This is a genomic window from Shimia sp. NS0008-38b (genome assembly GCF_040370365.1).
Taxonomy (GTDB): domain Bacteria; phylum Pseudomonadota; class Alphaproteobacteria; order Rhodobacterales; family Rhodobacteraceae; genus Shimia.
In genome coordinates this window covers 186,235-211,565 of record NZ_BAABWQ010000001.1, presented here as the reverse complement: position 1 = coordinate 211,565, position 25,331 = coordinate 186,235, and the positions used below count along the sequence as shown (strand labels likewise).

Below are 25,331 nucleotides of genomic sequence, written 5' to 3'. Positions count from 1 at the left end.
CAATGACCATATGGTTCGGCCAAACATGCCGGTCCGAAACATCAGGATAGCGCCTTATGGAGCTGAAAACACGCGTCTTTCTCGGATTTTGGTCACTCATATGGAATCTGTTCTTGCCGGCGATCCTTTTGTATCTTCGCAAGAGAGCGCGCAAAGACGCATTGTATGGCGAACATCTGAACGAGCGCTTTGGACGCTACCGAGTGCCCATGCAGGGCGCGGTCTGGGTGCATGCCGTTTCGCTTGGTGAACTGCGCAGCGCGGTTCCGCTGATCAAGGCACTGCTTGCGCAGGGAGAAAAGGTGGTTGTCACTCAATTTACCCCGGCAGGTCGGCGCGAAACGGAACGCGTTTTTGCGCAAGCCATCGCTGCTGGACAGCTGCAATCCGTATGGGTGCCGCTTGAAACCAAATGGGCTTATCGCGGCTTCTTTCACAGCTTTCAGCCCAAGTATGGCTTGGTAATGGAGATCGAGATCTGGCCCCGAATGGCGGTGGCCGCCAAACGCGCCTCTGTGCCATTGTTTATGTGCAATGCGCAGTACCCGTCCAAATCAATTGAAAAAGACAAACGTAGCTTTGGTTTGCGACCTGCAGTGATGCGCCAATTCGCTGGAGCTTTTGTGAAGTCAGATCTCCAAGCCGCGCGCTTTGCAGCTGTCGGCGTGAAAAACATCCATATCACAGGCGAATTGCGGTTTGATCAACCCATTCCGGAGCATTTGACAAAAGCGGGCCTATTTGTGCGCGAAAAACTGGGCGCGATTGACCGCCCGGTGATCACATACGCCTCCACAGTCGAAGGTGAAGACTCGGTCTATATTGAAACGATGCATAAATTGCAGGCTCAGTTTTCCACCCCGCCGTTGTTTGTCTATGTCCCACGCCGTCCAGAACGCTTTGACGAAATCTATGACATGCTACAGAGCGAAGGTTTTGCTGTTTTGCGACGCTCCTCCACCTTGCCCGACGACCTCTCAACGGAACCAGATCAATGGGAACTGCCGTCAGGGCCACCGGACATCTTGTTGGGTGACAGCCTGGGTGAGATGTATTTCTATTTGGCGTTGGCGGACAAAGCCGTTGTTGGCGGTGGATTTGTTCCTGCGGGCGCGCACAACATCATTGAACCTCTCGCCCTTAAGAAGCCAGTCATGACAGGGCCGCAAACTTGGACTATTGAATATCCGTTTGAAGAGGCAAAAGCCGCAGGAGTGGCCGCCGCCGCAGCGGATGCCAGAGAACTCTGCGACAGCCTTGCTGGGACATTTGCCCCTGATGCCGCCAGCATCAATCAGTTCTTCACAGCACACGCAGGAGGCACCGAAAAGCTTCTTAGTGCCCTGCCCGCAGCACTTGAGGCTGCACACTCAAAACACTAGAGACGCCCGTTTTGCAGTTCTTTCAACAGATACTCAACCAACCCAAAATCATGCGGTTCGTCAATGTCAAAGCCGCGGACAGATGGGATTTCATAAGGCAATACACGCCCTTCATAGAGAGTTTTTGCGCGCTTCAAATAAGCCGGGGCAACCACATAGACACATCCAACATGCTCATAGACAACCGGCGCCGCTTGACGGGCCCACACGCCACCTGACAGCTGTTTGGACACCTGCAACGCACCGTTTTCGTCAGGCTCAACCAGATTGAAATAAGGGTTTTTACGCGCTTCACAGACGCTCATCACCATGTCAGGGTTTTCGGCCTGATAAAGCGACAATGCACCGGTAATGTCTTCGGGAATCCGCAGCGGATTGGTGCAATCCAAATCAAGGAAAGCCTCCACATCCTGTCCAGTGATTGCTTCACTTGCCGATAAAGCATGCTGCCAAACACCCCATTTCGGCGCAGCATCCGTGGCCAGTTCCGCGGGGCGCAAACCGATTTCAAGCGCACCTTTTGCAACGGAATGCTCATACATCTGCTCGTCGTCGGTCGACACGACCACCTGATCGATCAGCGGATGCGCCAACAGCATGTCCAATGACCAGTCAATCAGCGGTTTACCGTTGATTTCGCGGAAGTTCTTGCCAACCACACCTTTCGAGCCCTGGCGCGCTCCGATATGCCCCAAAATCATTGGTCGTTCTCCTTTTCCCGCGCGTCTAGTGCGAGATAGTAGTCTGTCAGTTTTTGCTTCATTGGCCCGATGGCGCGGTCTGACCAGATCAATCTGCGCCCTTTTCGATCAACAACCTCTGCCCCTTCTTTCATTTCCAAGAGCTGCTGCCCTTTGACTTCGACACCCGGCAAGGTCACCGCCTGCAACCCGTTCCACCTGCGACGCACCCAAGGCATCGAGGCACGCAACACAATCGCCCATTTCCATGGCAACATAAATTCCGTGGGAAACTTCACAGCCAACTTCCGTGGGATGGCTTGCAAATGGTCTTGTTGAGCCCAGCTCATGAACCTCTCATCTGCGACCATCGGTTTGAAATTCAGACCGTCATATTGGTCAAACAGCGACCTGAACTGTTCGGCAATATGGGTGGTTTCTTTTGGATGATAGATCACAATCGACGAATTTCCACGCGCATATCGACGCTTGTTTGTGACCCGATAAAGCCACCGCCCGATCACGCCAATTGGCAGTAGTGTGCTTTGAAAAAGAACCAGAGCTTTGTCCGATTTGGACAGGTCCAGAAACTTGGATAGATCACCAAATACAACCGTATCCAGATCAACGTAAATCGACGGCAAATCCTGAGGCACAACACCCGCTTCATGCATGGCAAGCTTGGCCTGACACCCCGGCCCCAGAAACTCCGGCTTCAAAAAGAACTCAGGAAATGGACGCTGAATGACGCCTTCTGGCATGTTGTCGCGGTCCCGATCGGTGATCAATACAACACGAAACGGACGACTGGCTGTTGCGCGAACCGTCTCGACCAGCTGCGTAACTTCTTGGGTGCCGTATTTGGTCCCCCAAAGGATCAGAACCAATTGCCATTCTGCCAAGTCTGCCATTCTGCGCCCTTTCTCTGATGCCAAAGCTTGCAGGCAACATTCGGAAAAACTGTTGCATTTTGTTACGCTGCACGGTCAGGCGGCGCAACGCGAAACTCGTCTATTGTCTTGCACGCGCGCGTCTCAGAACCTAGATATCGGACACTCGTTTATGTCTAGGTACAGCACAAACCCCATGAGCTCTTTTCTGCGCAAACTGGAACACAAAGTCGCCGATGCGGCCATTCGGTTTTTTCTGTGGACCATGCGAAAGCTGCCCTACGATCGGCGCATTTCGATCGCTGGATGGGTCTCCACCAACGTCCTTGCTCCGCTGACAGGCAACCGCCAGCGTATCCGTGAAAATCTCAACCTTGTGATGCCGGAGCTGTCTGAAAGCGACCGCGAAGCCATCGTGCATCAGGCCCCTGAAACAATGGGCCGTGTGATGATGGAAACCTATTCGGCGAAAGAATACAAAGAGCGCCTCGCGCAAGCTCCTATTGTTGGCCCCGGCCTTGAGGCGTTGACAAAAGCACACGAAGAAGGCCGAGGTGCTTTGTTGGTCACCGGACATTTTGGCAACTATCTGGCCATTCGAGGCGGCTTTCTTGCGCGCGGCATTCCCATCGGGGTGCTTTATAAGCGGATGTCCAACCCCTACTTTAACGCACACTACGTCAGCGCAATGGCAGAATTTGGCGAACCGATGTTTGAACGGGGCCGCAGAGGGATGTCCAATATGATCAAACATCTGCGGTCCGGTGCGTTTATCGGAATCGTGCATGACCAACGTATCAACGACGCGCCGATTATTGACTTTATGGGGAAGCCGGCCCGCACAGCATTTTCGGCGGCGGATTTGGCATTGAAATATGATGTTGATTTGGTCCCTTGTTATGGAATCCGTCAACCCGATGGGAGCTATGTTGTCGAGACAGAATCTCCCATTCCACACACCACCGCCGAACAAATGACACGTGCTCTAAACGCGAGTTTAGAGCGCAAAATACGTGCCTACCCCGGCCAATGGATGTGGACCCACAATCGGTGGCGCGGTGCGGGAAATGATACGTCAGAGGACCGAGCGCGGGTAAAAAAGCGTGCAAAACAATAGTTCCTTAACACCTTACCCCAAAATCACCTTATTTGCGCACCAGTTTGACCATCTCTGAACGGCAAAAGTCTGACAGGCCCATCTGCACAACACCGGGTCCTGTTGCCAAAGGAGACATCCAATGTTCCACGCTCCACATGCTGTGGTCGCACAGCCGTCACGTCACAAACGTTTGTTTGAACTGTTACGTCAGCAAAACATGGCGTCCCAGTGCGAAGACATTAAACCAAAACGACAAGAAGGCGATTTCCTCGCCGAACGTCTTCTGCGCAGCGCCACCAGTTCGCTCCGGCGCAGCGCCTAAGCGCACCTAACCGCGAAATCCTGTTGCCACTACAAACTTCTCCGAGCTGTCAGACCGACTGCTCGGGGGTTTCACATTGGCGACTTTGGTGAATTTCTGTTTCAACAGCTTCTGAAGCTCACCCTCGGCGCCACCGGCCAAAACCTTGGCCACAAACGTGCCGCCTTCTTCTAGAACATCAAAGGCAAAGTAAGCCGCAGTTTCGCACAGAGCCATGATCTTAAGGTGATCGGTTTGCTTGTGCCCGGAACTGGACGCAGCCATGTCGCTCATCACAACATCCGCTTTGCCGCCCAACCACTCTTTGACCTTGTCATCCGCACCTTCATCCATGAAATCCAATACATGGATTTCCGCCCCGGCAACGGCTTCAACTTCTTGCAGATCAATACCCAAAATGGTGCCAACCTTTTTGCCGGACTTCTCACCAAGCGCGTTTACGCGCGGCACCGCAACCTGTAGCCAGCCACCAGGGGCACATCCCAAATCGACAACCCGCGCACCGGGCACCAGAAAGCGGTATTTGTCATCCAGTTCCATGATCTTGAAGGCCGCGCGCCCGCGATACCCTTCAGCTTTCGCCCTGGCCACATAGGGGTCATTGAGCTGACGCTGCAACCATCGTGTGCTCGACAGCTTACGCCCGCGTGCTGACTTGACCTTGATGGTCAAATCCCGCTGTCCGCGTCCAGATGTATTCTTGCCGGTTGGGCTCTTGGCCATTTCCATCACCACTTTGCTTCAAGACAAAGCCTTCTAGTCATTTTTTCCAGCACCACAAGGCGGCACTCTCAATAAGGGCCGTCCTCAAGCACACCATCCGCACTCATTTGCGCATAGAGCAGCCCTTCACGCAGACCGCGATCCGCCACAGACAAACGATCCGTTGGCCAACACCGCAGCAAAGCCTGCAAAATGGCTGACCCGCTCATAATCAACGCCTGACGATCTTGGCCAATGCGCGGATCATTGCGACGCCCCTTGGGGCCAAGATCGAGGTAGCCACGGATCACCTTGTCGATTTGATCGCTGGTCATGCGCAATCCATCCACTTTGGTGCGATCATACCTCCGCAACCCAAGATGACTGGCCGCCACTGTTGTAACAGTCCCACTTGTCCCAATGATCTGAAACCCTTCGCTGGGGGCCTCATGTTTGTAGGGGGTGAACTCGCTTAGGTTCTCCTCAAAGAACCAGCTCATCAAAGCAAACCGTGCAGCATCATCTTCGACATCCCGGAATTGATCACGCAATGTCGCTACGCCAAGAGGCACGCTGATCCAATCCACAACCTTGGCCGCTGGAAACGGGCTGTCTGCGGCGTGAAACCCGCCACGCAGTCGCATGATGGCACGTGGGCGTTCGATCCGTGGCACTGATGTCAAATCGATCCACACCAATTCCGTAGAGCCGCCGCCAATATCAACGACGAGCAACTGATCCGTCTTTGTTGACACCAAAGGCGCGCAGCTGATCACCGCCAAACGCGCTTCTTCTTCGGTCTGGATTATTTCCAACTGAAGTCCGGTTTCGCGGCGCACCTGCCTTACAAATTCGCGCGCATTTTTGGCCCGACGACAAGCTTCTGTCGCGACCAAACGCATGCGTTTGACCTTATGACGTTTCAACTTCTGCTGACAAATCCGCATCGCCTGTATTGTGCGCCGCATAGACCCACGTGACAGCCTCCCAGTGCTTTCCAGCCCCGAGCCCAATTGCACAGACTTGCTAAAGCTGTCGACCACATGAATTTGACTGCCCTTGGGTTGGGCAATCAACATGCGACAGCTATTTGTGCCCAAATCCAGCGCCGCATAAAGCGAACTTGGATCAGGCGGTTTCGGCGCGGGGCTCTCAACCGGTTTTGGGAATGCGCCCGCACCTTTGGGACGCTTGGGCGTCATCGTTACGCCCTCCATTTCGTGTTACCTCCAACGTAGTCCGTCGCCCGCCGCCGTGCAATCCCTAGCGCACGTCTCAACACGTTTCCGCGAGCGCCACTCCGTAGACTTGCGCCCCTCACGGCGGCCACTCATCTTTTTCATGCAAAGAATTCACGCCGGGGCCATAGCCAAAGGGGCGCTTGGCTCGCTACAAAGCGCCCACAACAAACCCCAAGGTCGCGGAATGCGATCCATCTGTCGAAATTGAGCCAAACCGTCGGATCACCCTGCCCTACGAATACTCTACCGATACTGAAGGAATCAGATCACATGCCTGACGTCACCATTGTTTATTGGCGCGATATTCCAGCTCAAGTCATCGTCGGCAAGGGGCGCCGCGGCGCAAAAAGACCCTTGGCTGAACGCTTTGAGCAGGCCATCGACCGTGCAGCAATGAAAATTGGTGCCTCTGACACAGACGCTTATTTGGCGGAATGGCGCAAAGCTGATCCCTATACGGTTGAGGGAGAGCCACAGGCGATCTTGGAAAACGAGGTCACCCGGCTTGAGACCGAATTCGATCAGGCGCGTATCAAGGCGCTGATCGACAATGAAGGCTGGGCATGACACGCCCCTCTTTTTGGGAGGCCACAATGGCTTTGTTGAATTTCAAGCGTAAGACCGACGAGGTCAAAACCACGTCTCCTGAAATGGAAGCGTTCCTGCAGGGCTATTCCATCGAGGTGATGCCCCGCACCGCGGCCAAAGTCGAAGATTTCCGAGCACTTTTGCCAGCGGGCACCCGTGTCTATATTGCGCATATCGAGGGCACACCCATTGAAGAGATGGTCGCCACCGCCAAGCGCATCGCCGATGACGGCTATGACGTGATGCCGCACTTCCCGGCGCGCATCATCAAAGACAAGGCAACACTGGAAAACTGGATCGCAATGTATCAGGGCGAGGCCAACGTCAAACAAGCGTTGATGCTGGCTGGTGGTGTGGCACAGCCCCATGGCGATTTTTCTGACTCGATGCAGCTGTTGGACACCGGTCTATTTGACAAAGCAGGTTTTGAACGTCTGCACGTTGCAGGCCACCCTGAGGGCAACAAAGACATCGATCCATCCGGCGGCAGCGCAAACGTTGACGCCGCACTTATGTGGAAACAAGACTTCTCACAGCGCAGCGACGCGAAGATGGCATTGGCCACTCAGTTTGCCTTTGAGGCAGGCCCAATCATTGACTGGGCTAACGGTGTCAAAGAGGCGGGAGTCGACATTCCAATCCATATTGGCATTGCAGGCCCTGCAAAGCTCCAAACTTTGATCAAATTTGCAATTGCATGCGGCGTTGGTCCTTCACTCAAGGTGCTGCAAAAACGTGCAATGGATGTGTCTAAGCTGCTTCTGCCTTATGAGCCGACTGAGGTTCTGAGCGCACTGGCCGCCCACAAAGCCGTAAACCCCGACTTCAACATCGAGTCGGTGCATTTCTTCCCACTTGGCGGCATTAAGACCAATGCCAACTGGGCCATCGAAAACGGCGGCGCATCCGCGCAACCGGCCAAAGTCTGACAGGATTAAAAATGACCCGTACCGTTATTGAATCAAATACAAAAACCGCGATTATGGGTTTTGATGAACCCTTCACTGTGATTGGTGAACGCATCAACCCGACGGGTCGTAAAATTCTCAATGCCGAACTGGAGGCGGGAGATTTCTCCCGCGTTCAGGCCGACGCGATTGCTCAAGTCGCCGCCGGTGCAACCGTGCTCGACATCAACTCTGGCGCTGTATTTTCAAACAAAATGGCAGAAGATCCGCGCTACGCCGACAACAACTTTGTTGAACCAGACCTGATGCGTCAGCTGGTGGAAAAAGTGCAGGAAGTCACCGACTGCCCGCTCTGCATCGACAGTTCCGTGCCTGGCGCGCTTGAGGCGGGTCTTGAGGCCGCCAACGGCCGCCCATTGTTGAATTCGGTCACTGGCGAAGAAGAACGCCTCGAGTTGGTTCTGCCGTTGGTGAAGAAATACAACGTGCCGGTGGTGGCAATCTCCAACGATGACACAGGGATATCTGAAGATCCGGATGTGCGCTTTGCCGTTGCCAAAAAGATCGTAGAACGTGCCGCGGATTTCGGCATTCCTGCCCATGACATTGTGGTGGACCCGCTGGTCATGCCAATCGGCGCTATGGGGACCGCAGGCCTTCAGGTGTTCACGCTTGTGCGCCGCTTGCGCGAAGAATTGGGTGTGAATACGACCTGTGGTGCCTCCAACATCTCCTTTGGTTTGCCAAACCGGCATGGCATCAACAATGCCTTCCTGCCGATGGCCATGGGGGCGGGCATGACCTCTGCAATCATGAACCCAATTGCCATTCCTGTCGGCCCGAAAAAACTCGCGGAGAAAAAGGCCGAAGTAGAAGCCGCTGGCATTGTATTGCCAGAGGGTATGGACGACGAGGCCTTCTGTCAGTTGTTTGGTATTGGTTCGACCAAAGCCCGCGCCGGCAAGGAAATGGAAGCCATCCGCGCCGCCAACTTCCTGACCAACAACGATGAAGCAGGCGGTGCTTGGATCAAGTTCAACAAATCTCCTGCGGCAGACGGAGAATCCGGCGGTCGTGGGCGTCGCGGAGGCGGCCGTCGTCGTCGCGGCTAAGGCATAGAGTGCAGCTTTAGAAAGGCCCGGCTTTGCACCGGGCCTTTTTCTATTGGTGCTTTCCTCAAATCCAGTTGCTAAATTTAACCCTAGATTCACCAAGATGCGCTCAAGTGAGTGGATGCAACCCAACCTTGCTCATACGACCACGGGTCAAAATTGGCTTGATCAGGTCTTCAAAACGCTCACAACGGGCGAAACATGCGCCGTTAAACGGCGGGTTGCTGATGTCGATCGCGAATGTGGACGTGCGGCGTTGGAACTTGCGGTGCGCAAACGTGGCTGGCACCTGATCGAAACTGACCGCGATTTCATCATTCTGTGCGACACAAACCCGTTTCGTGTCATCTGCTGACCGCGACTAGCCACGTTTTTTGCGGGGACGAAAATCCGCCGCCACGGAGGTGGGATCTGTTTCGTCGCCAAAAAGGCTGTGTTTCTGAACCTTTTGCGTTCCGGTCACGGGAATCCCCTCCATAAACCGCAACCATCCCGGCGCTTTGAAATAGCTCAGACGGGCGAAACACCACTCAAACAGCTCATCTGCAAGCCCCGCATGGGGCGTTTCAAGCGTTTGCACACAGGCCATAACTTCCTCATCACGCATCGCATCAGGCACCGCCACAACAGCCACACGTGCGACTGCCGGATGATCTTGTAAGCAGGCCTCAATTTCAGCGGCAGCAATATTCTCCCCGGAGCGGCGAATGATGTTCTTTTTGCGATCCACGAAATAGATCATGTCACTGTTGTCCATGACCACCGTATCGCCGGTATGAAACCAACCACCACGCCAGGCCTCCTCAGTGACCTCAGGAAGATTGAGATAGCCGCTAAACGCACCTTTGCGTGGAGTCTCAGCACTGTGGCGCAGCACCATCTCGCCTGGGGTGTTGCGTGGCACTTCAACATCATTGTCGTCCACCACACGCACATCAAGCCCAGGCTTTGGTCGCCCCATCGCCCGTGTGTCGATCTGGCGAGGGGCGTGGCAATCTCCCAATATGCGGCACATTTCAGTCATACCCCACACTTCGATCAACGGAAATCCAAACCTGTCCTCAAAGGGACCATGTAGCGTTGGCTCAACCCCTGCCCCTACGGCCCATTCGACGCTGTGCTTCTGCTCCCATTCATCCGGTACGCGATTCATCAGAGCCGGAATGATGATGCCAAGGTAGTGCGCAGCGGTCGCGCCCGTTTCTGACAACTCCCGCCACCATGCGCTGGCGCGAAACCTTTCTGGAATGATCTGAGTGCTTCCTGTGTCAATCACGGCCATAAACAACAATATGGCCGCGTTCACATGGAACAACGGCAGTGGACAATAGACTTTGGTATGCGCCGCTTCGAACGCAATCAATCCACCTTGAGAAGCATACCACTGACCCATCTCAACTTCGTACCCATGGCTCAACATGCACCCTTTGGGCCGCCCTGTTGTGCCAGAAGTATAGATGAGGCTGGCCTCTGTTTCCGCTGAAATCGCCCCCTTCAACGGAGGTGCGGTTGGCGCGGGTGGCAGCTCAGGAACATCTCCGTCCATGACCACCATCGGCACGTCAACACCGCTCTCAGAGATCCCCGCTTCCATCAACACTGCCAATGAAGGCACCACAAGCACAAGCACCACGCCGCTGTCCTGCAAAAGATATGCAACTTCGGCGGCGCGGTAGTCCGGATTGACTGGCACCCAACTGATCCCACGCGCCGCAAGAGCCAGCTTAAGCAACAGCATTTCCGGGCGGTTCTCAAGCAGCGCGGCGATACGGTGACCGTGCCCAAATCCGGCGGCCGCAAGCGATTGCACCATCTTGTCAACGCGCCTCTGCGCCTCAGAGAACGTACAGAGATATCCGCCGGGATGATACGCACGGTCCGCATCGGCAGGGACCTGCAAAAACAGATTGTCCGCAAAGCTCTGCGCACGCGCGTTAAACAGATCTCCAATGGTCGTGCTCATGTCGTGTCTCCCTCTCCCTGAGCACCGACCATACGCGCAACAACTTCACGTGCAACGTGATTGCACAGCGCGATACCGTGCCTTAGGTTCTGCGACGCGCATCCAACAGCTGACCGTTAAATTCTGCACCCAGCACAAAGATCGCGGACATCAGGTAAAGATAGACCAAAGCCGACATGATCCCGGCCAAACCCGCATAGGTCACCGAATAGGTAGAGAAGCTGGAGATATAAAAAGCAAATCCTTTGGACGCCAGCCACCAAAGCGATACGCAAAGTAATATGCCAGGCCACAGATCGCCGGACTTATGCGGCACGCCGGGCAACCATTTGTGGCATGCAAACAGGAAAAACAGCGTGATTGACATGGTCACCAACTGGCGGAATTGATCATTGCTGAGAATGGATTGATCCAGCCAAGGCACGAGACCATCAAAGAAATGCAGCGCCAATGGCACCACCAAACTGACCACACCGGCCACAATAAACAGGCTCGACCCCGCGATTACAAATAAGATCGACAAGCCACGTGTCTTCCAAAACGGCCGAGGATCCGTTTCCCGGTACGCTTCGGTGATGACAAGCCGAATTGCATCCACACCATTTGACGCAAACACAACCGCCAAAATCGCGCCAAGTGTGACGGTCGAGCTCCCCGCCTGCAACACAGCCCGCAACTCATTTTCGATTGTGGCTGAAATTGCATCCGGCCAGGCACCTATCGCAAAATCGATCACGTCGTCCACCTTGGCCTCGGGACTCAGAACCCCTGCCAATGACAGAGCGAACAGACAGAACGGGAAAATCGCAAACATAAAGGACAGCGCCAAATGAGAGCTGCGCATGAAGCCGTCTTTTTCCAGGAACCGTTGCACTGTCAACAGTACGTCTTTTGCCAATGTCACTGTCGCGCCCCGCAAGTCATCTTGTTAGATTTGGCCCTAAGCGTGCTCTCAGGTCAAGCCGTGCAACCCTAGGCCGCTACAGCGCTCAAATTGGCGTAAATTCCAAGGGAATTTTCCTACAATCGAAAACGTTTTGTTTAGGAACTGCCTATATCACAGTTGTACAGAAGGACGCCGATGGGGACACATCGTCGGTTTTCTGGAAAGACCCGCGCCATCAACCAACAATTGGTGGTGTAAAGATACAGTTGACTTCAAACTCTCCCTCCCTCCTCCCTCTTGGAGTTGGCTGTTGTGCTAAAACGTTACGCCTTGGCGTTCATGCACTGTCTGCGCCCCTGCCAGACCACTCACGGAAATCAAGGCTAGCGCCGCCGCTCCCCCCCGAGCGTCGGCGCTTTCTTTTTTGGCCCCGCGAAAACAACACCCAAAAAGAGAACACGTAGTCTGGTTCTTTGCCCTAAGCTTTTAGTGGGATGCCAGATATCCTCTGATTTCTTCACCTGAGGCGGCAACGCTTGTGCCACGCGCCTGAGGAATTTCCACGGTGTCGACCAGATCTGCGGTCACTTCTTTGTATTTCTCAAGATACCCCTCCGGGAGCTTGTGCGCGACGCCTTGGTGACAATCGATACATGTCTTGCCTTCATCCAATGCGGTTTGGTGCTGGGCGGCAGCCCGGTTCTCCTGCACCGTGAAATCCATGTAGGTGAACTTGTGACAGTTTCGGCATTCCCGGCTGTCGCTCTTTTTCATTTTCACCCAGGACATAGACGCCATCTCAAGGCGATGTGCATCATACTTTTCAGGTGTATCAATCGTGCCCGCCAGCGTGTGATAGACATCTTTGGACGCCATGATCTTGGCTTTGATCTTATACTGCCACTCTTTGGGCACGTGGCAATCCGGACACGTCGCGCGCACACCGGAGCGGTTGTTGTAGTGGATCGTATCTTGGTATTCGACAAAGTTGCGCTCCATCTCATGGCAGGACACACAGAACTTTTCCGTGTTGGTCAGCTCCAACGCCCAGTGGAAGCCGCCCCAAAATAAGATACCCGAAGCAAATCCACCCACCACCAATACTCCCAAGGACCAGCTGGCCGTTGGTGTCTTGACGGTACGCCATACGCGGCGCAAGAACCCGGCTTTTTCACCAGTATTGTTGTCTTGATCAGACATGTTCTAGCTCCTCTGCCAGGCGATCACTTGGACGGCTCAAAGGTGTTGTTGACCAATGCCGGTGCGTCAACCTGAGGCACATGGCATTGATTGCAGAACCATCGGGTGCCAGCGATCGCATCCAACTGCGTTCCATCGCGATCCAAATAGTGGGTCATAGACAACGTGGGCGCACCGCGATCGCCCGCCACCGACCAATCATGACACGCAAGGCATTGGTTGGCGCTCAGGTCGATTTGATACTGGTCGATGGAATGCGGAATAATAGGTGGCTGTTGGCGGTAGTTGCGTACAAACCGCCGCGTTTCCTGATGTGGAACCTCTCCGATCCGATTCAGGCTATCAATCGGCTCATTGCGCAACGCGCGCACGGTTCCCGCTTGATCAGCGGCCGCAATCCCCCCGGCACATGCGATCACAACCGCCACAAAGGCATTGATAAGGTGACGCTGTTTCATCTTGTTATCTCCGTAACTGACACAGCGGGCCGACAGGTCGATCGCGGCCCGAGCGGGGCTGCGACAGATGGCGTTCAACTGTGGTGACTTGGCAAACATGGCTCAGTCTTTCAAAACTCAAAAACCGTCTCAGACGCGCGCGATCTTACAGGCGCACTTTTTGAAATCCGTCTCCTTAGACAGCGGACAGGTGGCATCCAACGTCAGCTTGTTGATCAGCTGGCCCTCATCAAACCAAGGCACAAACACAACCCCACGCGGCATCTTATTGCGCCCACGTGTTTCAACCCTGCTGGTCATCTCGCCACGACGGGTTGCGATGTTGATTTCCTGCCCACGCCGTAGTCCACGTTCTTTGGCGTCCTCCGGATGCATATAGACCTGCGCATATGGGTATGCCCGATGCAGCTCTGGGACCCGGCGCGTCATAGAACCAGAGTGCCAATGCTCCAGCACGCGACCTGTGACCAACCAGAGATTAAACTCATCATCCGGTAACTCTGCAGGCGGTTCATAAGGTGCAAAGATGATGTTGGCCCGGCCGTCCTTGTTGCCATAGAACTTCACCCCCTCGCCCTCTTTGACATAGGGGTCGTAGCCTTCGCGGAACCGGTATTTGGTCTCTTTCCCGTCTACAACAGGCCAGCGCAATCCATGTTCAACATGATAGACATCAAAGTCTGCGAGATCATGTCCATGGCCACGCCCAAAGGTGGCATACTCTTCAAACAGGCCTTTCTGAACATAGAACCCAAAGGCCTCGGATTCGTCGTTGGCAAACCCGTCAGCGGTTTCAGAAAGCGGATACTTGTCCACTTGCCCGTTGCCATAAAGCACTTCAAAAAGCGTTCTGCCTTTGAACTCAGGATTGGCATCCAGAATGTCGGCCGGCCACACCTCATCGGTCATAAAGCGCTTTGAAAACTCCATCAGTTGCCACAGATCTGACTTTGCATCGCCGGGCGCATCCACTTGCTGGCGCCAAAACTGGGTGCGGCGCTCCGCATTGCCGTATGCCCCTTCTTTTTCCACCCACATCGCTGTCGGCAAGATCAAATCTGCCGCCATGGTTGTGACGGTTGGATAAGGATCAGACACCACAATAAAGTTGTCGGGGTTGCGGTACCCCGGATAGCCTTCCTCGTTCATATTGGGGGCGGCTTGCATGTTGTTGTTCACCTGTACCCAATAGGCGTTGATCTTACCGTCTTTAAGATCGCGGTTTTGTTGCACCGCGTGTGAGCCGACCTCGCCGTTGAGCAAACCAGATGGGATTTTCCATTTCTTCTCTGAAAGCGCACGGTGTTCCGGATTGGTCACCACCATGTCAGCTGGCAAACGGTGCGAGAACGTGCCGACTTCACGGGCCGTCCCGCAGGCCGAAGGCTGCCCCGTCAGAGAGAAAGGCGAATTGCCTGGCTCTGAAATTTTACCGGTCAGCAGATGCACGTTGTAACACAGCCCGTTGACCCAAGAGCCGCGCGTGTGTTGGTTAAAGCCCATTGTCCAAAGGCTCATCACTTTGCGATCTGGATCGGCATATTGCGCGGCCAGCCGCAACAAGGCGCTTTCCGGCACGCCTGAAAGCTCGCTGGCCTTTTCTACGGTGTATTCGCTGACGTATTTTTTGTAGGCCTCAAAATCGATGTCTTCCATCGCGCCACTGTTCGGATTGGCCGCCGCTTGCTGAAGCGGGTTTTCGTCACGCAATCCATAGCCAATGTCGGTTGTGGCTTTCTTGAAATTTGTGTGTTTGTTCACAAAATCCCAATTCACCGCATCGTTTTCGATGATGTAATTCGCAATGAAGTTCAGGATTGCCAGATCGGTTTGTGGCGTGAAGATCATGCCATTGTCCGCCAGCTCAAACGAGCGGTGTTCAAACGTAGACAGCACATGCACCTGCGCACCGGGCTTGGTCAAGCGTGTGTCGGTGATGCGCGACCACAGGATCGGGTGCATCTCCGCCATGTTCGATCCCCAAAGCACAAAGGTATCGGCGGCCTCAAGATCGTCATAACACCCCATCGGCTCGTCAATGCCAAAGGCGCGCATAAACCCAACCACAGCAGAAGCCATACAATGGCGCGCGTTCGGATCGATATTGTTGGATCTAAAGCCAGCCTTCCAAAGTTTGGCGGCCGCGTAGCCCTCCCAAACCGTCCACTGACCGGACCCAAACATCCCAATGCCTGTGGGCCCCTTTTCTTTTAGGGCCGCTTTGAACTTCTCTTCCATGATGTCGAAGGCTTCTTCCCAACTCACTGGGGTGAATTCACCTTCTTTGTCGTAAACACCGTTGGTCTTGCGTAACATCGGCTGGGTCAGGCGGTCCTGACCATACATGATTTTGGAGAGGAAGTAGCCTTTGATGCAATTCAGGCCGCGGTTCACTTCGGCATCTGGATCACCCTGTGTGGCAACCACTTTACCGTCTTTGACGCCCACCAAAACCGAACACCCGGTGCCGCAAAACCGGCACGCGGCTTTGTCCCATCGAATATCAGGGGCGCCAACTTGGGCTTGCGCTGGGCTAGAGAGTGTGATGCCTGCAGCAGAAGCAGTCGCGGCCGCGGCGGAAGCTTTCAAGAGTGTACGTCGGGATGTTGGCAATGTCATAGCGGGACCCCCTTCAGAGCGTTTGCGATGATGACGCGTCCGCGCCAATGGATTCAAAATGGTGATAGGTCAGCGCAACCGTGATCACGCCAGGAATTTGATGCATGTCCATGATGATCTCTGAAGCGCGCTTGGTCTCCGTGTCCTCCACAGTGACCACAATGCGCCCTTCCTCATGGGCGTGTACTTCACAGCCCTCAGATCTTTCGACTGCGGTTACGACGTCTGACACTTTGTCAGGCATCGCATGAACTAGGCATCCGCAGATATTATACATTCTGGTTCTCGCTCGCTGTTGGCTGGCTTGTGGAAGGTTGCGGCGCTGGGCGCAGCAAGGAAATGGCATCGCTTGGACAGGGCGCGACACAAGCCCCACATCCGGTACAGTCATCTAGGCTGACCTCTGGCTGTGCCCGGCCGGCAGTCATCAATCGAAACCGGATGGCACCGGCATCACAGTGGTCTTCGCATGTCCGGCAAGACACGCCTTGCACGGACAGGCAGGTGTCATCGACTGAAGCCCGAACGTCCCAGCCCTCCGCAGACAAAATGGCGCCATCCTCGCACACCTCTGCGCATGTGCCACAGAAGGTGCACCCACGCGCGCTGACATCAACCTTGGGAAAACCCTCTTCATCAGCAACAATTATGGCTTGAGGACATTCCAATGCGCAGTCGCCGCAATGGCTGCAGGCCTCTTCGAACAATCCAGCGCCCAGTGCTCCGGGCGGACGCAACGCGAAGCTTCCGTCGAAACGGCCCTTTAGGATTGATCGCCTACCGAGCGAAAAGGATGTGGCGGTCGACATGTAGATCCGATCTCTACAAAAACGGTCCCGATGAAATTATGGGCAACCTTGAACGACAAGCTGGGTATTGTATTTGATTCAGATCATGACCCGAAAAGCCTGTTCGTCAAAGCGCTTAGTTTTTTGAGTGAAAGACTGAAAATAGAGCTTCTAACACCTCAACTCGAAACTGCGGACTGTTTGTAATCTGCGTAAAAATTCCTCACCGCACCTGCACACCCCCCCCAAATCACAACCCACCTTTGTCCTGCTTTATATGTCTCTCGCACACATTTTCTGCCACACACCGCGTCCGGGCGCTTTGGCGTCAACTGTGAGATTGCTTGGGTTTTCAACGGGAGCCCTGAGGTGCGAACGTTTCAAAAAATACCGGCAACGCAAATCAAAAGGGTTACCATTTTTTACTAGATCGTTTATTGTTGTAACAAATAAATCTTCTCGAATCGCGTGCCACGATGTGCATTTCGCAGTGGTGCCGATCATTACCAGCGCGCCGTATGCTCAGGAGCCCCTATGACTGACGCCTTCATCTGTGATGCAACCCGCACGCCAATTGGTCGCTACGGAGGCGCACTGTCATCTGTGCGCACTGATGATCTTGCGGCGGCTCCAATAGCCGCACTCATGGCACGCAATCCTCAGGTCGATTGGGCTGCGTTAGATGATGTCATTTACGGCTCAGCCAACCAAGCAGGCGAAGACAACCGGAACGTTGCGCGCATGGCAGCCTTGTTGGCGGGCTTGCCCTCCGACGTACCTGGTACAACGATCAACCGCCTGTGTGCCTCCGGCATGGACGCCGTCGGCATGGCCGCACGCGGACTGCGCGCTGGAGACTATGATATGGTGATAGCAGGCGGCGTCGAAAGCATGTCGCGCGCGCCTTTTGTGATGCCCAAGGCCACCACCGCCTTTTCCCGCACCAACGATATCTATGACACCACAATTGGCTGGCGGTTTGTGAATCCAAAGATGCAGTCAAAGTATGGCACCGACAGCATGCCACAAACCGCGGACAACGTGGCAGAGGACTACAACATCAGCCGGGCTGATCAGGATGCCTTTGCTGCCCGTTCTCAAGCGCGCTGGGCGAGCGCCCACGAAGCCGGGCACTTTGCAGCCGAGATTACCCCCATGTGCGTGCCTCAACGCAAGGGAGACCCTCTGACCTTTGACACCGACGAGCACCCCCGTCCCGGCACTGGGGCCGACAAACTTGCCAAGTTGCGCGGCGTGAACGGTCCCGACATGTCCGTGACTGCGGGCAATGCCTCTGGCGTCAACGACGGCGCTGCCGCGCTGCTTTTGGCAACCGAGTCCGCAGCAGCTGCCAATGGTCTGACACCAATGGTGCGCGTCGTTGGCATGGCTGCGGCCGGTGTAGAGCCGCGTGTGATGGGCATCGGCCCTGTGCCTGCCACCCGCAAACTGCTGGCTCGGACGGGCCTCACCATCGAGCAGATGGATCTTATCGAACTGAACGAGGCCTTTGCCGCACAAGGGCTGGCATCATTGCGCGAACTTGGCGTTGCGGACGACGCACCACATGTAAATGCACAGGGCGGCGCCATCGCCCTTGGTCACCCGCTCGGGATGACCGGTGCGCGCATCGTGCTGTCTGCAGCATATCAGCTAAAACGCACAGGCGGGCGCTACGCGCTCTGCACCATGTGTGTTGGTGTGGGCCAAGGCACGGCCCTTATTTTAGAACGGGTCTAGCGCGCATTTGTCGGAGGAGAACCCCATATGTATGCCCAGATGATCACGTCCGAGGCGTCACAGGACAACCCAGAACAGCTGGCCGCCTTTCAGGCCAAAATCGATGCCGACATTAAAATTGAGCCACGCGATTGGATGCCTGAGGGCTATCGTAAAACCCTGATCCGCCAGATCGGTCAACACGCGCATTCCGAGATCGTCGGCCAGCTCCCTGAAGGCAACTGGATCACCCGCGCGCCGACACTGGAGCGCAAGATGATCCTGCTTGCAAAAGTACAAGACGAAGCCGGCCACGGCCTCTATCTGTATGCGGCTGCTGAAACATTGGGGGTGAGCCGGGACGATCTGACCGAACAGCTTTTGTCTGGCAAGATGAAATATTCCTCCATCTTCAACTATCCCACGCTGAACTGGGCAGACATCGGGGCGGTGGGCTGGCTGGTGGATGGTGCTGCGATCATGAACCAAGTGCCGCTGCAACGCACATCATACGGCCCCTACTCCCGCGCGATGATCCGCATTTGCAAAGAGGAGAGCTTTCACCAGAGACAGGGCTACGACATCATGATGAAAATGGCGCAAGACACTGAGGCGCAAAAACAAATGGCGCAAGATGCACTGAACCGCCTGTGGTATCCTTCGCTGATGATGTTTGGCCCGTCTGACAAAGACTCCGTGCACTCCACGCAAAATATGGCGTGGAAGATCAAGATGAACACCAACGACGAGCTGCGCCAAAAATTCGTAGACCAGACCGTGCCACAGGCCAAATACCTCGGCCTAACCATTCCGGACAAGGACCTGACATGGAACGAAGCAAAAGGCGGCTACGACTACTCTGATCCCGACTGGTCCGAGTTCTTTGATGTGCTCAAAGGCAACGGCCCCTGCAACACGGAACGGCTTGAGGCCCGCAACAAAGCATGGGACGACGGCCAATGGGTCCGCGATGGACTCATGGCGCATGCAGAAAAGAAAAAAACAAAGGCCGCAGCCGAATGAAACATCTTGCCGAAGTGAACATCGCCCGCCTGAAGCATGATGCCGATGACCCCCGCGTTGCGCCGTTTTTCAACGCTTTGGACAAGATCAACGGGATTGCAGAACGCTCCGAAGGATTCCAATGGCGCTACACGGACAACAGTGGCAACGCGACTGACACACAGGCGACGGACAATCCCCGTGTGATCATCAATGTGTCGACATGGGACTCTGTCGAAAGCTTGGAGACTTTTGTTTGGGGCACAATCCACCGCCAATTCTATCAGCGTCGCGAAGACTGGTTTGATCTGATGGAAAGTATGCATTTCTGCATGTGGTGGATTGAACCGGGGGAAGAGCCCACAATTGACGACGCGCTCGCTCGTCTCGAACACCTGAATCAACATGGCGACAGCGACCACGCCTTTGGTTGGTCTTATGTTCCACAAGCCACGCGCTGGCGCAGCGCGCGATGTAACAACGTGGCGGCAGAGTAGGTTATGGCCAATGCACGCACCCGCCAGCTGGTTTTAGGCACATTTGCGGTATCACTTGTCGCAACTTTTTTTGTTGGGTCACCGCATCTCATCGAAGGATTGAGCGGCTCCGGTTTTCTATTCGATCCCACCACTGTCTGGGGAGTGGACACGGAAACCTTAGGACCCCTCTCAACCCATTACCTGTGCGCACCTGACGCACTGTGCGAACGCACTCGCTTCGTATTCGACTAACGGAGGAACACATGAGCAAAGAATGGCCCCTCTGGGAAATCTTCATTCGTGGTCAGCATGGTCTGAGCCACCGTCACGTCGGCAGCCTGCACGCGCCAGACGCGGAAATGGCGATAAAGAACGCCCGCGATGTCTACACCCGCCGCAACGAAGGTGTGTCGATCTGGGTTGTGGAGGCAAACAATATTTCCGCATCTTCTCCGTCGGAAAAAGGCCCACTCTACGAGCCATCCGAAAGCAAGATCTACCGCCATCCAACCTTCTTCGACATCCCGGACGAAGTGGGGAACATGTGATGGCAAGTGTCGACAAGGATATGCTCACGCAGTTCCTTCTGCGTATGGGTGACAACACCCTCATTCTGGGCCATCGCGTCTCTGAGTGGTGCGGTCATGCGCCGGTTCTGGAAGAAGACATTGCGCTCGCCAACACCGCGCTTGATCTGATTGGACAGACGCAACTCTGGCTTGGCTATGCCGCGGAGGTCATGGGCAACGGCAAAACGGCCGACGATCTCGCTTTCCTGCGCGATGCCTGGGAGTTCCGCAATCTGCTGCTGGTGGAGCTGCCAAATGGAGACTTCGGTCAGACCCTGATGCGTCAGTTTCTGTTTGACGCCTATCAGTCCATCTTGCTGCCGCGCTTGATGAAGTCTTCCGACCAAGCCGTTGCAGAGATTGCAGAAAAAGCCAGAAAAGAAGTCGCCTATCACGTCGAGCGGTCTGCCGATACCGTGGTGGGTCTGGGCGATGGCACAGAAGAAAGCCACACACGTATGCAAGCCGCATTGGACCGGTTGTGGCCCTATGTGGGGGAGATGTTTGCTGCTGATGAGGTCGACGGGGCCATGGTTGCAGCTGGTGTTGCACCTGACCCAGCCTCTTTGCGCGAAGAGTATGACGCGCTGATTGGCAAGGTACTTTTTGAGGCCACGCTGACCATACCGGACAGCACTTTTGCCCACAAAGGCGGCCGCAACGGCAAAACTCACTCCGAACATCTCGGCCACCTCCTCACACAGATGCAGTGGCTTCAACGCGCTTACCCCGGTGCAACATGGTAACAAAAGCGCAGACAACACCTGCGGACAACGGTACGCCCGTTCCAAGCATCGATCAGGTTTGGCAGTGGTTGCACACTGTGCCTGATCCAGAAATCCCTGTGATATCGCTCACCGATCTCGGCATCATCCGTGATGTGGCTTACGAGGGCGACACATTGATTGTCTCGGTGACGCCCACTTACTCTGGCTGCCCGGCCACCACCATCATCAATCTGGACATCGAAACCACGCTGCGCAGCCATGGCATTACGAACCTACAACTTCGCCGCCAACTGAGTCCTGCCTGGACCACCGATTGGCTCTCGCAGCAGGGCCGTGAAAAACTTGAACGCTACGGCATAGCACCTCCAGAACCGGCAGGCGGACCTCAAAAGTGCCCCAACTGCAGCAGTCAAGATATTGAAAAAATAAGCCAATTTGGGTCAACACCCTGCAAGGCTCTGTGGCGATGCTGCATGTGCCTCGAACCTTTTGACTACTTCAAGTGCATCTGAGGGAATCCCGCATGGCACACTTCCACAAATTGACCGTCACCGATATTCACAAGACCATCCGGGACGCCGTGGTGCTGACGTTGACACCTGAAGATGGCGCCCAACAATATTTCGATTTTATTCAGGGACAATATCTGACCTTCAAGCGCGACTTTGATGGCGAAGAGCTGCGCCGGTCTTATTCGATTTGCGCGGGCACGGACGACGGGTTCTTGCAGGTCGGCATCAAGCGCGTAGATGGCGGCGCCTTTTCCACATGGGCCAATACCGACCTCAAAGTCGGTGACACCCTGCAAGCCATGCCCCCGATGGGTGGGTTTTTCACAGCCCTTCACCCAGACGCCGCTAAAACCTACCTCGGCTTTGCTGGCGGTTCGGGCATAACCCCGGTCCTGTCGCTGATCAAAACCACTCTCGCCCAAGAGCCACAGTCATCTTTCACGCTGATATATGCCAACAAAGGCATCGCAACGATCATGTTTCGAGAGGAACTTGAGGACCTCAAAAATATCTACATCGGCCGCTTCAATGTGATCCACATTCTGGAAAGCGACGCTCAAGAAATTGACCTTTTCACGGGCCGCGTCACAGAACAAAAGTGCGCGAAGCTTTTTCAAGCCGGTTGGATTGATATTTCGTCCGTGGATGTTGCCTATATCTGCGGCCCAAAACCTATGATGCTGAGCATTGTAACTGCCCTAAAGACCCATGGCCTCGATGAGGCGCAGATAAAATTTGAACTCTTTGGCGCAGACCAACCGGGACGCCTCAAGCACCAAACCATCTCCAAATCGGAAACGCAGACATTGGTGACTGCCGAAATCACACTGGATGGCACAACCCGGCAAGTGGCGGTGAAGCGCGATACGTCCCTTCTGGACGCCGCGCGCGCCAATAACATCGATGCGCCGTTTGCCTGCAAAGCGGGCGTCTGCTCGACCTGCAAATGTCGTTTGATCTCAGGTGAGGTTGAGATGGCCGCCAACCATGCGTTGGAGGACTATGAAGTCGACAAAGGCTATATTCTGTCTTGCCAATCGTATCCGCTGACCAATCGTGTCGTTGTCGACTATGATCAGTAAATGAGCGTGGCAACCGTCACGCTCAAATCACAACGTTTCTGTCCGTATTAGCGCATTAAATCGGTGGGAATTGGTCCGCCGCCACCTGTGGTGGTCCCAGCCTCTTCCTCAGTTTCAAACGACGCCCCCAACCCCATGCCATAGTCTAACGCCTGAAGCCGGGTGTCGTAGCCAAGACTGAAATCAAGATAGTAGTCTTCGTCCAAGTAGCCGACGCCAACTGTTGGACGGAAGGCCTGAGAACTGAATTTGTAATCTGCACCAATCGCCAAAACCGCGCTTCCCGGCTCATCATCATGGAACACCCGAAACCCAAGCGCAAAATCCCCGCCAAAAACATAGGTCAATCCAATACCGTATGACGGACCCGAAACGCCTGTTGATGCGCTCAAACATCCAATGGCGACAGCAGCGCTTGCAAAAATACTCTTCATCTAATCAATCCAACTAAAACACCAAATGCGGCGATTTTAGCATAGTTTTTGCAACCTGAACATCGCATCGGCGACTGACAAAAACAGCAGCCTGACCAATCTTTCAAAAACCACTTTAAACAAGCGCCTTAGGGAACTGATATTTATCATAAAGCACAAGAAATAGATAGACAGCGCCACCCCAAAATTCAGGGGTAAACGTCACTCTTTTCGGTGATCAATCACCCGCTTTGCCTTCCCCTGACTTCGCTCTACGGAACCCGGATCGCCAACGTGCACCTCCACCGTCACACCAACAATATCTTTGATGTGCTTGCGCAAAACGCGGGCGGCTGCAGCTCTACTGAGCACGTCCGCCGCCACGGGTGTCGCCTCCACCAGCACCCGCATCCCATCCAAATGACCAGATTTGTGAAGCGCGATCTGATAATACGGCGCCAGTCCCTCGGTGGCGAGCACTTGCTCTTCCACTTGGCTGGGAAAGACGTTCACCCCGCGCACGATGATCATATCATCGCTGCGCCCGGTGATTTTTTCCATCCGACGCATGCTGCGCGCGGTGCCCGGCAGAAGCCGCGTCAAATCTCTTGTACGATATCGGATCATCGGGAGGCCCTCTTTGGTCAGCGTGGTGAAAACCAACTCCCCCATCTCGCCATCCTCGCAAACCAAACCTGTCTTGGGATCAATGATCTCAGGATAGAAGTGATCTTCCCAAATCACCGGCCCGTCTTTGGTTTCCACACATTCATTGGCCACTCCCGGTCCCATTATTTCCGAAAGACCATAGATATCAACGGCGTGCATATCAAACGCGGCCTCAACTTCCTGACGCATCGCATCTGTCCAAGGCTCTGCGCCAAACACCCCAACCGACAAAGAACAGTCTCGTGGATCCAGCCCAGCCTTATGAAACGCTTCCAAGATATTGAGCATGTAACTTGGTGTGACCATGATCCCGTCAGGACAAAAATCGGTGATCAAACCAACCTGCTTCTCGGTCTGGCCACCGCTCATCGGCACAACGGTCGCGCCAAGCCGTTCAATGCCATAATGCGCACCCAAACCACCCGTAAAAAGCCCATAGCCATAAGCGTTGTGCACCAAGTCTCCTGCTCGAAGTCCCGAGGCGCGTAGACTGCGCGCCATAAGGTCCGCCCAAGTGTCGATGTCTTTTTGGGTATAGCCCACAACGGTAGGCTTGCCGGTTGTGCCAGAGCTGGCATGTATACGCGCAATCTGTTTTCGTGGCACCGCCAGCATACCAAACGGATAATGCCGCCGCAGGTCGTCTTTATAGGTGAACGGGAACCGTGCCAAATCGCTCAGCGATGTCAGATCCTCTGGGTGTACACCTGCCTGATCAAAGCGCTCGCGATACATCGGCACATTTTCATATGCATGCGACAATGACCACTTCAACCGCTTCAGTTGCAGCCCCTGAATTTCGTCAATTGACGCAACTTCAATTGGGTCCAACTCTTCTTTGCGTGGCGATAAATCTTTCATAACACCCTCCCCAAGTGCGTCTTATTCCGGAAATACCTGCCCCTTGATGGCACGCGACGCGCCACGAAACACCGCCACAATCTCGTCCGTTTGATTGTAGACAGTCACATCATAAACACCGCTACGACCGCTCAGAGTGACTTCACTCGCAACCGCTCTGAGAACATCCCCTTCACGTCCCGGCGCGATATACGAAATGGTGTTGTGCTGCGCGACGGTGGCTTGGTTGCGGCTATTGCACGCAAAGGCAAAGGCACAGTCAGCCAACGTAAAGGTAAACCCGCCGTGGCATATGCCATGCCCATTGCAATGCTCTGGACGCACCTCCATGCGCAGCTCCGCGCAGCCTGCGTCCACATCCCTGATTTCTATCCCCAGAAGCTGGCTGGCCCGATCCGCAGCCCACAGAACCTCCGCACATTTCGTCGCCCGTTGCTTTGGCGTCATTTTTTTCACGCC

Annotated in this window: 28 protein-coding genes; 14 read left to right on the top strand and 14 right to left on the bottom strand. The window is 54.7% G+C overall.

From position 1 onward, the window contains the following. Positions 1-56: 56 nt before the first annotated feature. Positions 57-1,382 carry a 3-deoxy-D-manno-octulosonic acid transferase gene (locus ABWV47_RS01035; RefSeq protein WP_353307979.1) on the top strand — a complete coding sequence of 442 codons (1,326 nt, stop codon included), beginning with the start codon at positions 57-59 and terminating at the stop codon, positions 1,380-1,382. Here ABWV47_RS01035 and ABWV47_RS01030 read toward each other — a convergent pair. Together ABWV47_RS01030 and ABWV47_RS01025 are read right to left on the bottom strand one after the other, a co-directional pair. Continuing rightward, a complete protein-coding gene (locus ABWV47_RS01030; protein ID WP_353307978.1) occupies positions 1,379-2,083 on the bottom strand; it encodes an acylneuraminate cytidylyltransferase family protein in 705 nt (234 codons plus the stop codon). The two genes, ABWV47_RS01035 and ABWV47_RS01030, sit on opposite strands and share 4 nt — an antisense overlap. Beyond that, positions 2,080-2,973, bottom strand: coding sequence for a hypothetical protein (locus tag ABWV47_RS01025; protein ID WP_353307977.1), 894 nt, complete (start codon positions 2,971-2,973; stop codon positions 2,080-2,082). Before ABWV47_RS01025 ends, ABWV47_RS01030 begins: the two co-directional genes overlap by 4 nt. 175 nt (positions 2,974-3,148) lie before the next feature. Between ABWV47_RS01025 and ABWV47_RS01020 the strand changes: the two genes are divergently transcribed. Then, positions 3,149-4,069 carry a lysophospholipid acyltransferase family protein gene (locus tag ABWV47_RS01020; RefSeq protein WP_353307976.1) on the top strand — a complete coding sequence of 307 codons (921 nt, stop codon included), beginning with the start codon at positions 3,149-3,151 and terminating at the stop codon, positions 4,067-4,069. Positions 4,070-4,190: 121 nt separating this feature from the next. Then, entirely contained in the window at positions 4,191-4,373 is a 183-nt protein-coding gene (locus ABWV47_RS01015; RefSeq protein WP_353307975.1) for a hypothetical protein, read from the top strand. Between the two features lie 6 nt (positions 4,374-4,379). Here ABWV47_RS01015 and ABWV47_RS01010 read toward each other — a convergent pair whose 3' ends face one another. Then, positions 4,380-5,096, bottom strand: a complete 717-nt coding sequence (locus tag ABWV47_RS01010; RefSeq protein WP_353307974.1) for an RlmE family RNA methyltransferase — start codon at positions 5,094-5,096, stop codon at positions 4,380-4,382. A gap of 68 nt (positions 5,097-5,164) precedes the next feature. Then, entirely contained in the window at positions 5,165-6,277 is a 1,113-nt protein-coding gene (locus ABWV47_RS01005; protein ID WP_353307973.1) for a Ppx/GppA phosphatase family protein, read from the bottom strand. A gap of 309 nt (positions 6,278-6,586) precedes the next feature. Between ABWV47_RS01005 and ABWV47_RS01000 the strand changes: the two genes are divergently transcribed. The 4 genes from ABWV47_RS01000 to ABWV47_RS00985 all read left to right on the top strand — a co-directional run bounded on the left by ABWV47_RS01000 (position 6,587) and on the right by ABWV47_RS00985 (position 9,279). Next, positions 6,587-6,883, top strand: a complete 297-nt coding sequence (locus tag ABWV47_RS01000) for a virulence factor (RefSeq protein WP_353307972.1) — start codon at positions 6,587-6,589, stop codon at positions 6,881-6,883. A gap of 26 nt (positions 6,884-6,909) precedes the next feature. After that, on the top strand, positions 6,910-7,833 hold the full coding sequence (locus ABWV47_RS00995) for a methylenetetrahydrofolate reductase (RefSeq protein WP_353307971.1): 924 nt from the start codon (positions 6,910-6,912) through the stop codon (positions 7,831-7,833). An 11-nt stretch (positions 7,834-7,844) separates the two neighbouring features. Then, a complete protein-coding gene (locus tag ABWV47_RS00990) occupies positions 7,845-8,924 on the top strand; it encodes a methyltetrahydrofolate cobalamin methyltransferase (protein ID WP_353307970.1) in 1,080 nt (359 codons plus the stop codon). Positions 8,925-9,045: 121 nt separating this feature from the next. Next, positions 9,046-9,279 (top strand): N-(5'-phosphoribosyl)anthranilate isomerase, encoded by a 234-nt coding sequence (locus ABWV47_RS00985; RefSeq protein ID WP_353307969.1) that lies wholly within the window; start codon positions 9,046-9,048, stop codon positions 9,277-9,279. A gap of 6 nt (positions 9,280-9,285) precedes the next feature. On the opposite strand, the gene ABWV47_RS00980 is transcribed toward ABWV47_RS00985, so the two are convergent. The 7 genes from ABWV47_RS00980 to ABWV47_RS00950 all read right to left on the bottom strand — a co-directional run bounded on the left by ABWV47_RS00980 (position 9,286) and on the right by ABWV47_RS00950 (position 16,859). Further along, entirely contained in the window at positions 9,286-10,887 is a 1,602-nt protein-coding gene (locus tag ABWV47_RS00980; RefSeq protein ID WP_353307968.1) for an AMP-binding protein, read from the bottom strand. 82 nt (positions 10,888-10,969) lie between these two features. Continuing rightward, complete coding sequence (locus ABWV47_RS00975; protein WP_353309534.1) at positions 10,970-11,761, bottom strand: YihY/virulence factor BrkB family protein; 792 nt, start codon at positions 11,759-11,761, stop codon at positions 10,970-10,972. A gap of 498 nt (positions 11,762-12,259) precedes the next feature. Further along, positions 12,260-12,973, bottom strand: coding sequence for a NapC/NirT family cytochrome c (locus ABWV47_RS00970; protein ID WP_353307967.1), 714 nt, complete (start codon positions 12,971-12,973; stop codon positions 12,260-12,262). Positions 12,974-12,996: 23 nt separating this feature from the next. Further along, a complete protein-coding gene (locus ABWV47_RS00965; protein ID WP_353307966.1) occupies positions 12,997-13,431 on the bottom strand; it encodes a nitrate reductase cytochrome c-type subunit in 435 nt (144 codons plus the stop codon). A 129-nt stretch (positions 13,432-13,560) separates the two neighbouring features. Beyond that, positions 13,561-16,050, bottom strand: coding sequence for a nitrate reductase catalytic subunit NapA (gene napA / locus ABWV47_RS00960; RefSeq protein ID WP_353307965.1), 2,490 nt, complete (start codon positions 16,048-16,050; stop codon positions 13,561-13,563). Positions 16,051-16,063: 13 nt separating this feature from the next. Continuing rightward, positions 16,064-16,327 (bottom strand): chaperone NapD, encoded by a 264-nt coding sequence (locus tag ABWV47_RS00955; protein WP_353307963.1) that lies wholly within the window; start codon positions 16,325-16,327, stop codon positions 16,064-16,066. Next, on the bottom strand, positions 16,320-16,859 hold the full coding sequence (locus tag ABWV47_RS00950) for a ferredoxin-type protein NapF (RefSeq protein WP_353307962.1): 540 nt from the start codon (positions 16,857-16,859) through the stop codon (positions 16,320-16,322). Before ABWV47_RS00950 ends, ABWV47_RS00955 begins: the two co-directional genes overlap by 8 nt. Before the next feature lie 513 nt (positions 16,860-17,372). Here ABWV47_RS00950 and pcaF point away from each other — a divergent pair. The 7 genes from pcaF to ABWV47_RS00915 all read left to right on the top strand — a co-directional run bounded on the left by pcaF (position 17,373) and on the right by ABWV47_RS00915 (position 22,929). After that, complete coding sequence (gene pcaF / locus ABWV47_RS00945; protein ID WP_353307961.1) at positions 17,373-18,578, top strand: 3-oxoadipyl-CoA thiolase; 1,206 nt, start codon at positions 17,373-17,375, stop codon at positions 18,576-18,578. Positions 18,579-18,605: 27 nt separating this feature from the next. Next, positions 18,606-19,580 (top strand): 1,2-phenylacetyl-CoA epoxidase subunit PaaA, encoded by a 975-nt coding sequence (gene paaA / locus ABWV47_RS00940; protein WP_353307959.1) that lies wholly within the window; start codon positions 18,606-18,608, stop codon positions 19,578-19,580. Beyond that, positions 19,577-20,056, top strand: a complete 480-nt coding sequence (locus ABWV47_RS00935; protein WP_353307958.1) for a DUF3291 domain-containing protein — start codon at positions 19,577-19,579, stop codon at positions 20,054-20,056. Before paaA ends, ABWV47_RS00935 begins: the two co-directional genes overlap by 4 nt. Positions 20,057-20,301: 245 nt before the next feature. Beyond that, positions 20,302-20,586: a 1,2-phenylacetyl-CoA epoxidase subunit PaaB gene (gene paaB, locus ABWV47_RS00930; RefSeq protein WP_353307957.1), complete on the top strand. Its 285-nt coding sequence runs from the start codon at positions 20,302-20,304 to the stop codon at positions 20,584-20,586. Continuing rightward, the gene (gene paaC, locus ABWV47_RS00925) at positions 20,586-21,353 is read left to right on the top strand and encodes a 1,2-phenylacetyl-CoA epoxidase subunit PaaC (RefSeq protein WP_353307956.1); all 768 of its coding nucleotides are present in this window, start codon (positions 20,586-20,588) and stop codon (positions 21,351-21,353) included. The genes paaB and paaC overlap by 1 nt, the downstream gene beginning before the upstream one ends. After that, positions 21,347-21,847, top strand: coding sequence for a 1,2-phenylacetyl-CoA epoxidase subunit PaaD (gene paaD / locus ABWV47_RS00920; protein WP_353307955.1), 501 nt, complete (start codon positions 21,347-21,349; stop codon positions 21,845-21,847). Before paaC ends, paaD begins: the two co-directional genes overlap by 7 nt. 11 nt (positions 21,848-21,858) lie before the next feature. Further along, complete coding sequence (locus ABWV47_RS00915; RefSeq protein WP_353307954.1) at positions 21,859-22,929, top strand: 2Fe-2S iron-sulfur cluster-binding protein; 1,071 nt, start codon at positions 21,859-21,861, stop codon at positions 22,927-22,929. A gap of 47 nt (positions 22,930-22,976) precedes the next feature. Here ABWV47_RS00915 and ABWV47_RS00910 read toward each other — a convergent pair whose 3' ends face one another. The 3 genes from ABWV47_RS00910 to paaI form a co-directional block, all read right to left on the bottom strand. Further along, a complete protein-coding gene (locus ABWV47_RS00910; protein ID WP_353307953.1) occupies positions 22,977-23,363 on the bottom strand; it encodes a hypothetical protein in 387 nt (128 codons plus the stop codon). A gap of 201 nt (positions 23,364-23,564) precedes the next feature. Then, positions 23,565-24,872 (bottom strand): phenylacetate--CoA ligase PaaK, encoded by a 1,308-nt coding sequence (gene paaK, locus ABWV47_RS00905; RefSeq protein WP_353307952.1) that lies wholly within the window; start codon positions 24,870-24,872, stop codon positions 23,565-23,567. Positions 24,873-24,893: 21 nt separating this feature from the next. Continuing rightward, on the bottom strand, positions 24,894-25,319 hold the full coding sequence (gene paaI / locus ABWV47_RS00900) for a hydroxyphenylacetyl-CoA thioesterase PaaI (protein WP_353309531.1): 426 nt from the start codon (positions 25,317-25,319) through the stop codon (positions 24,894-24,896). Positions 25,320-25,331: the final 12 nt, after the last annotated feature.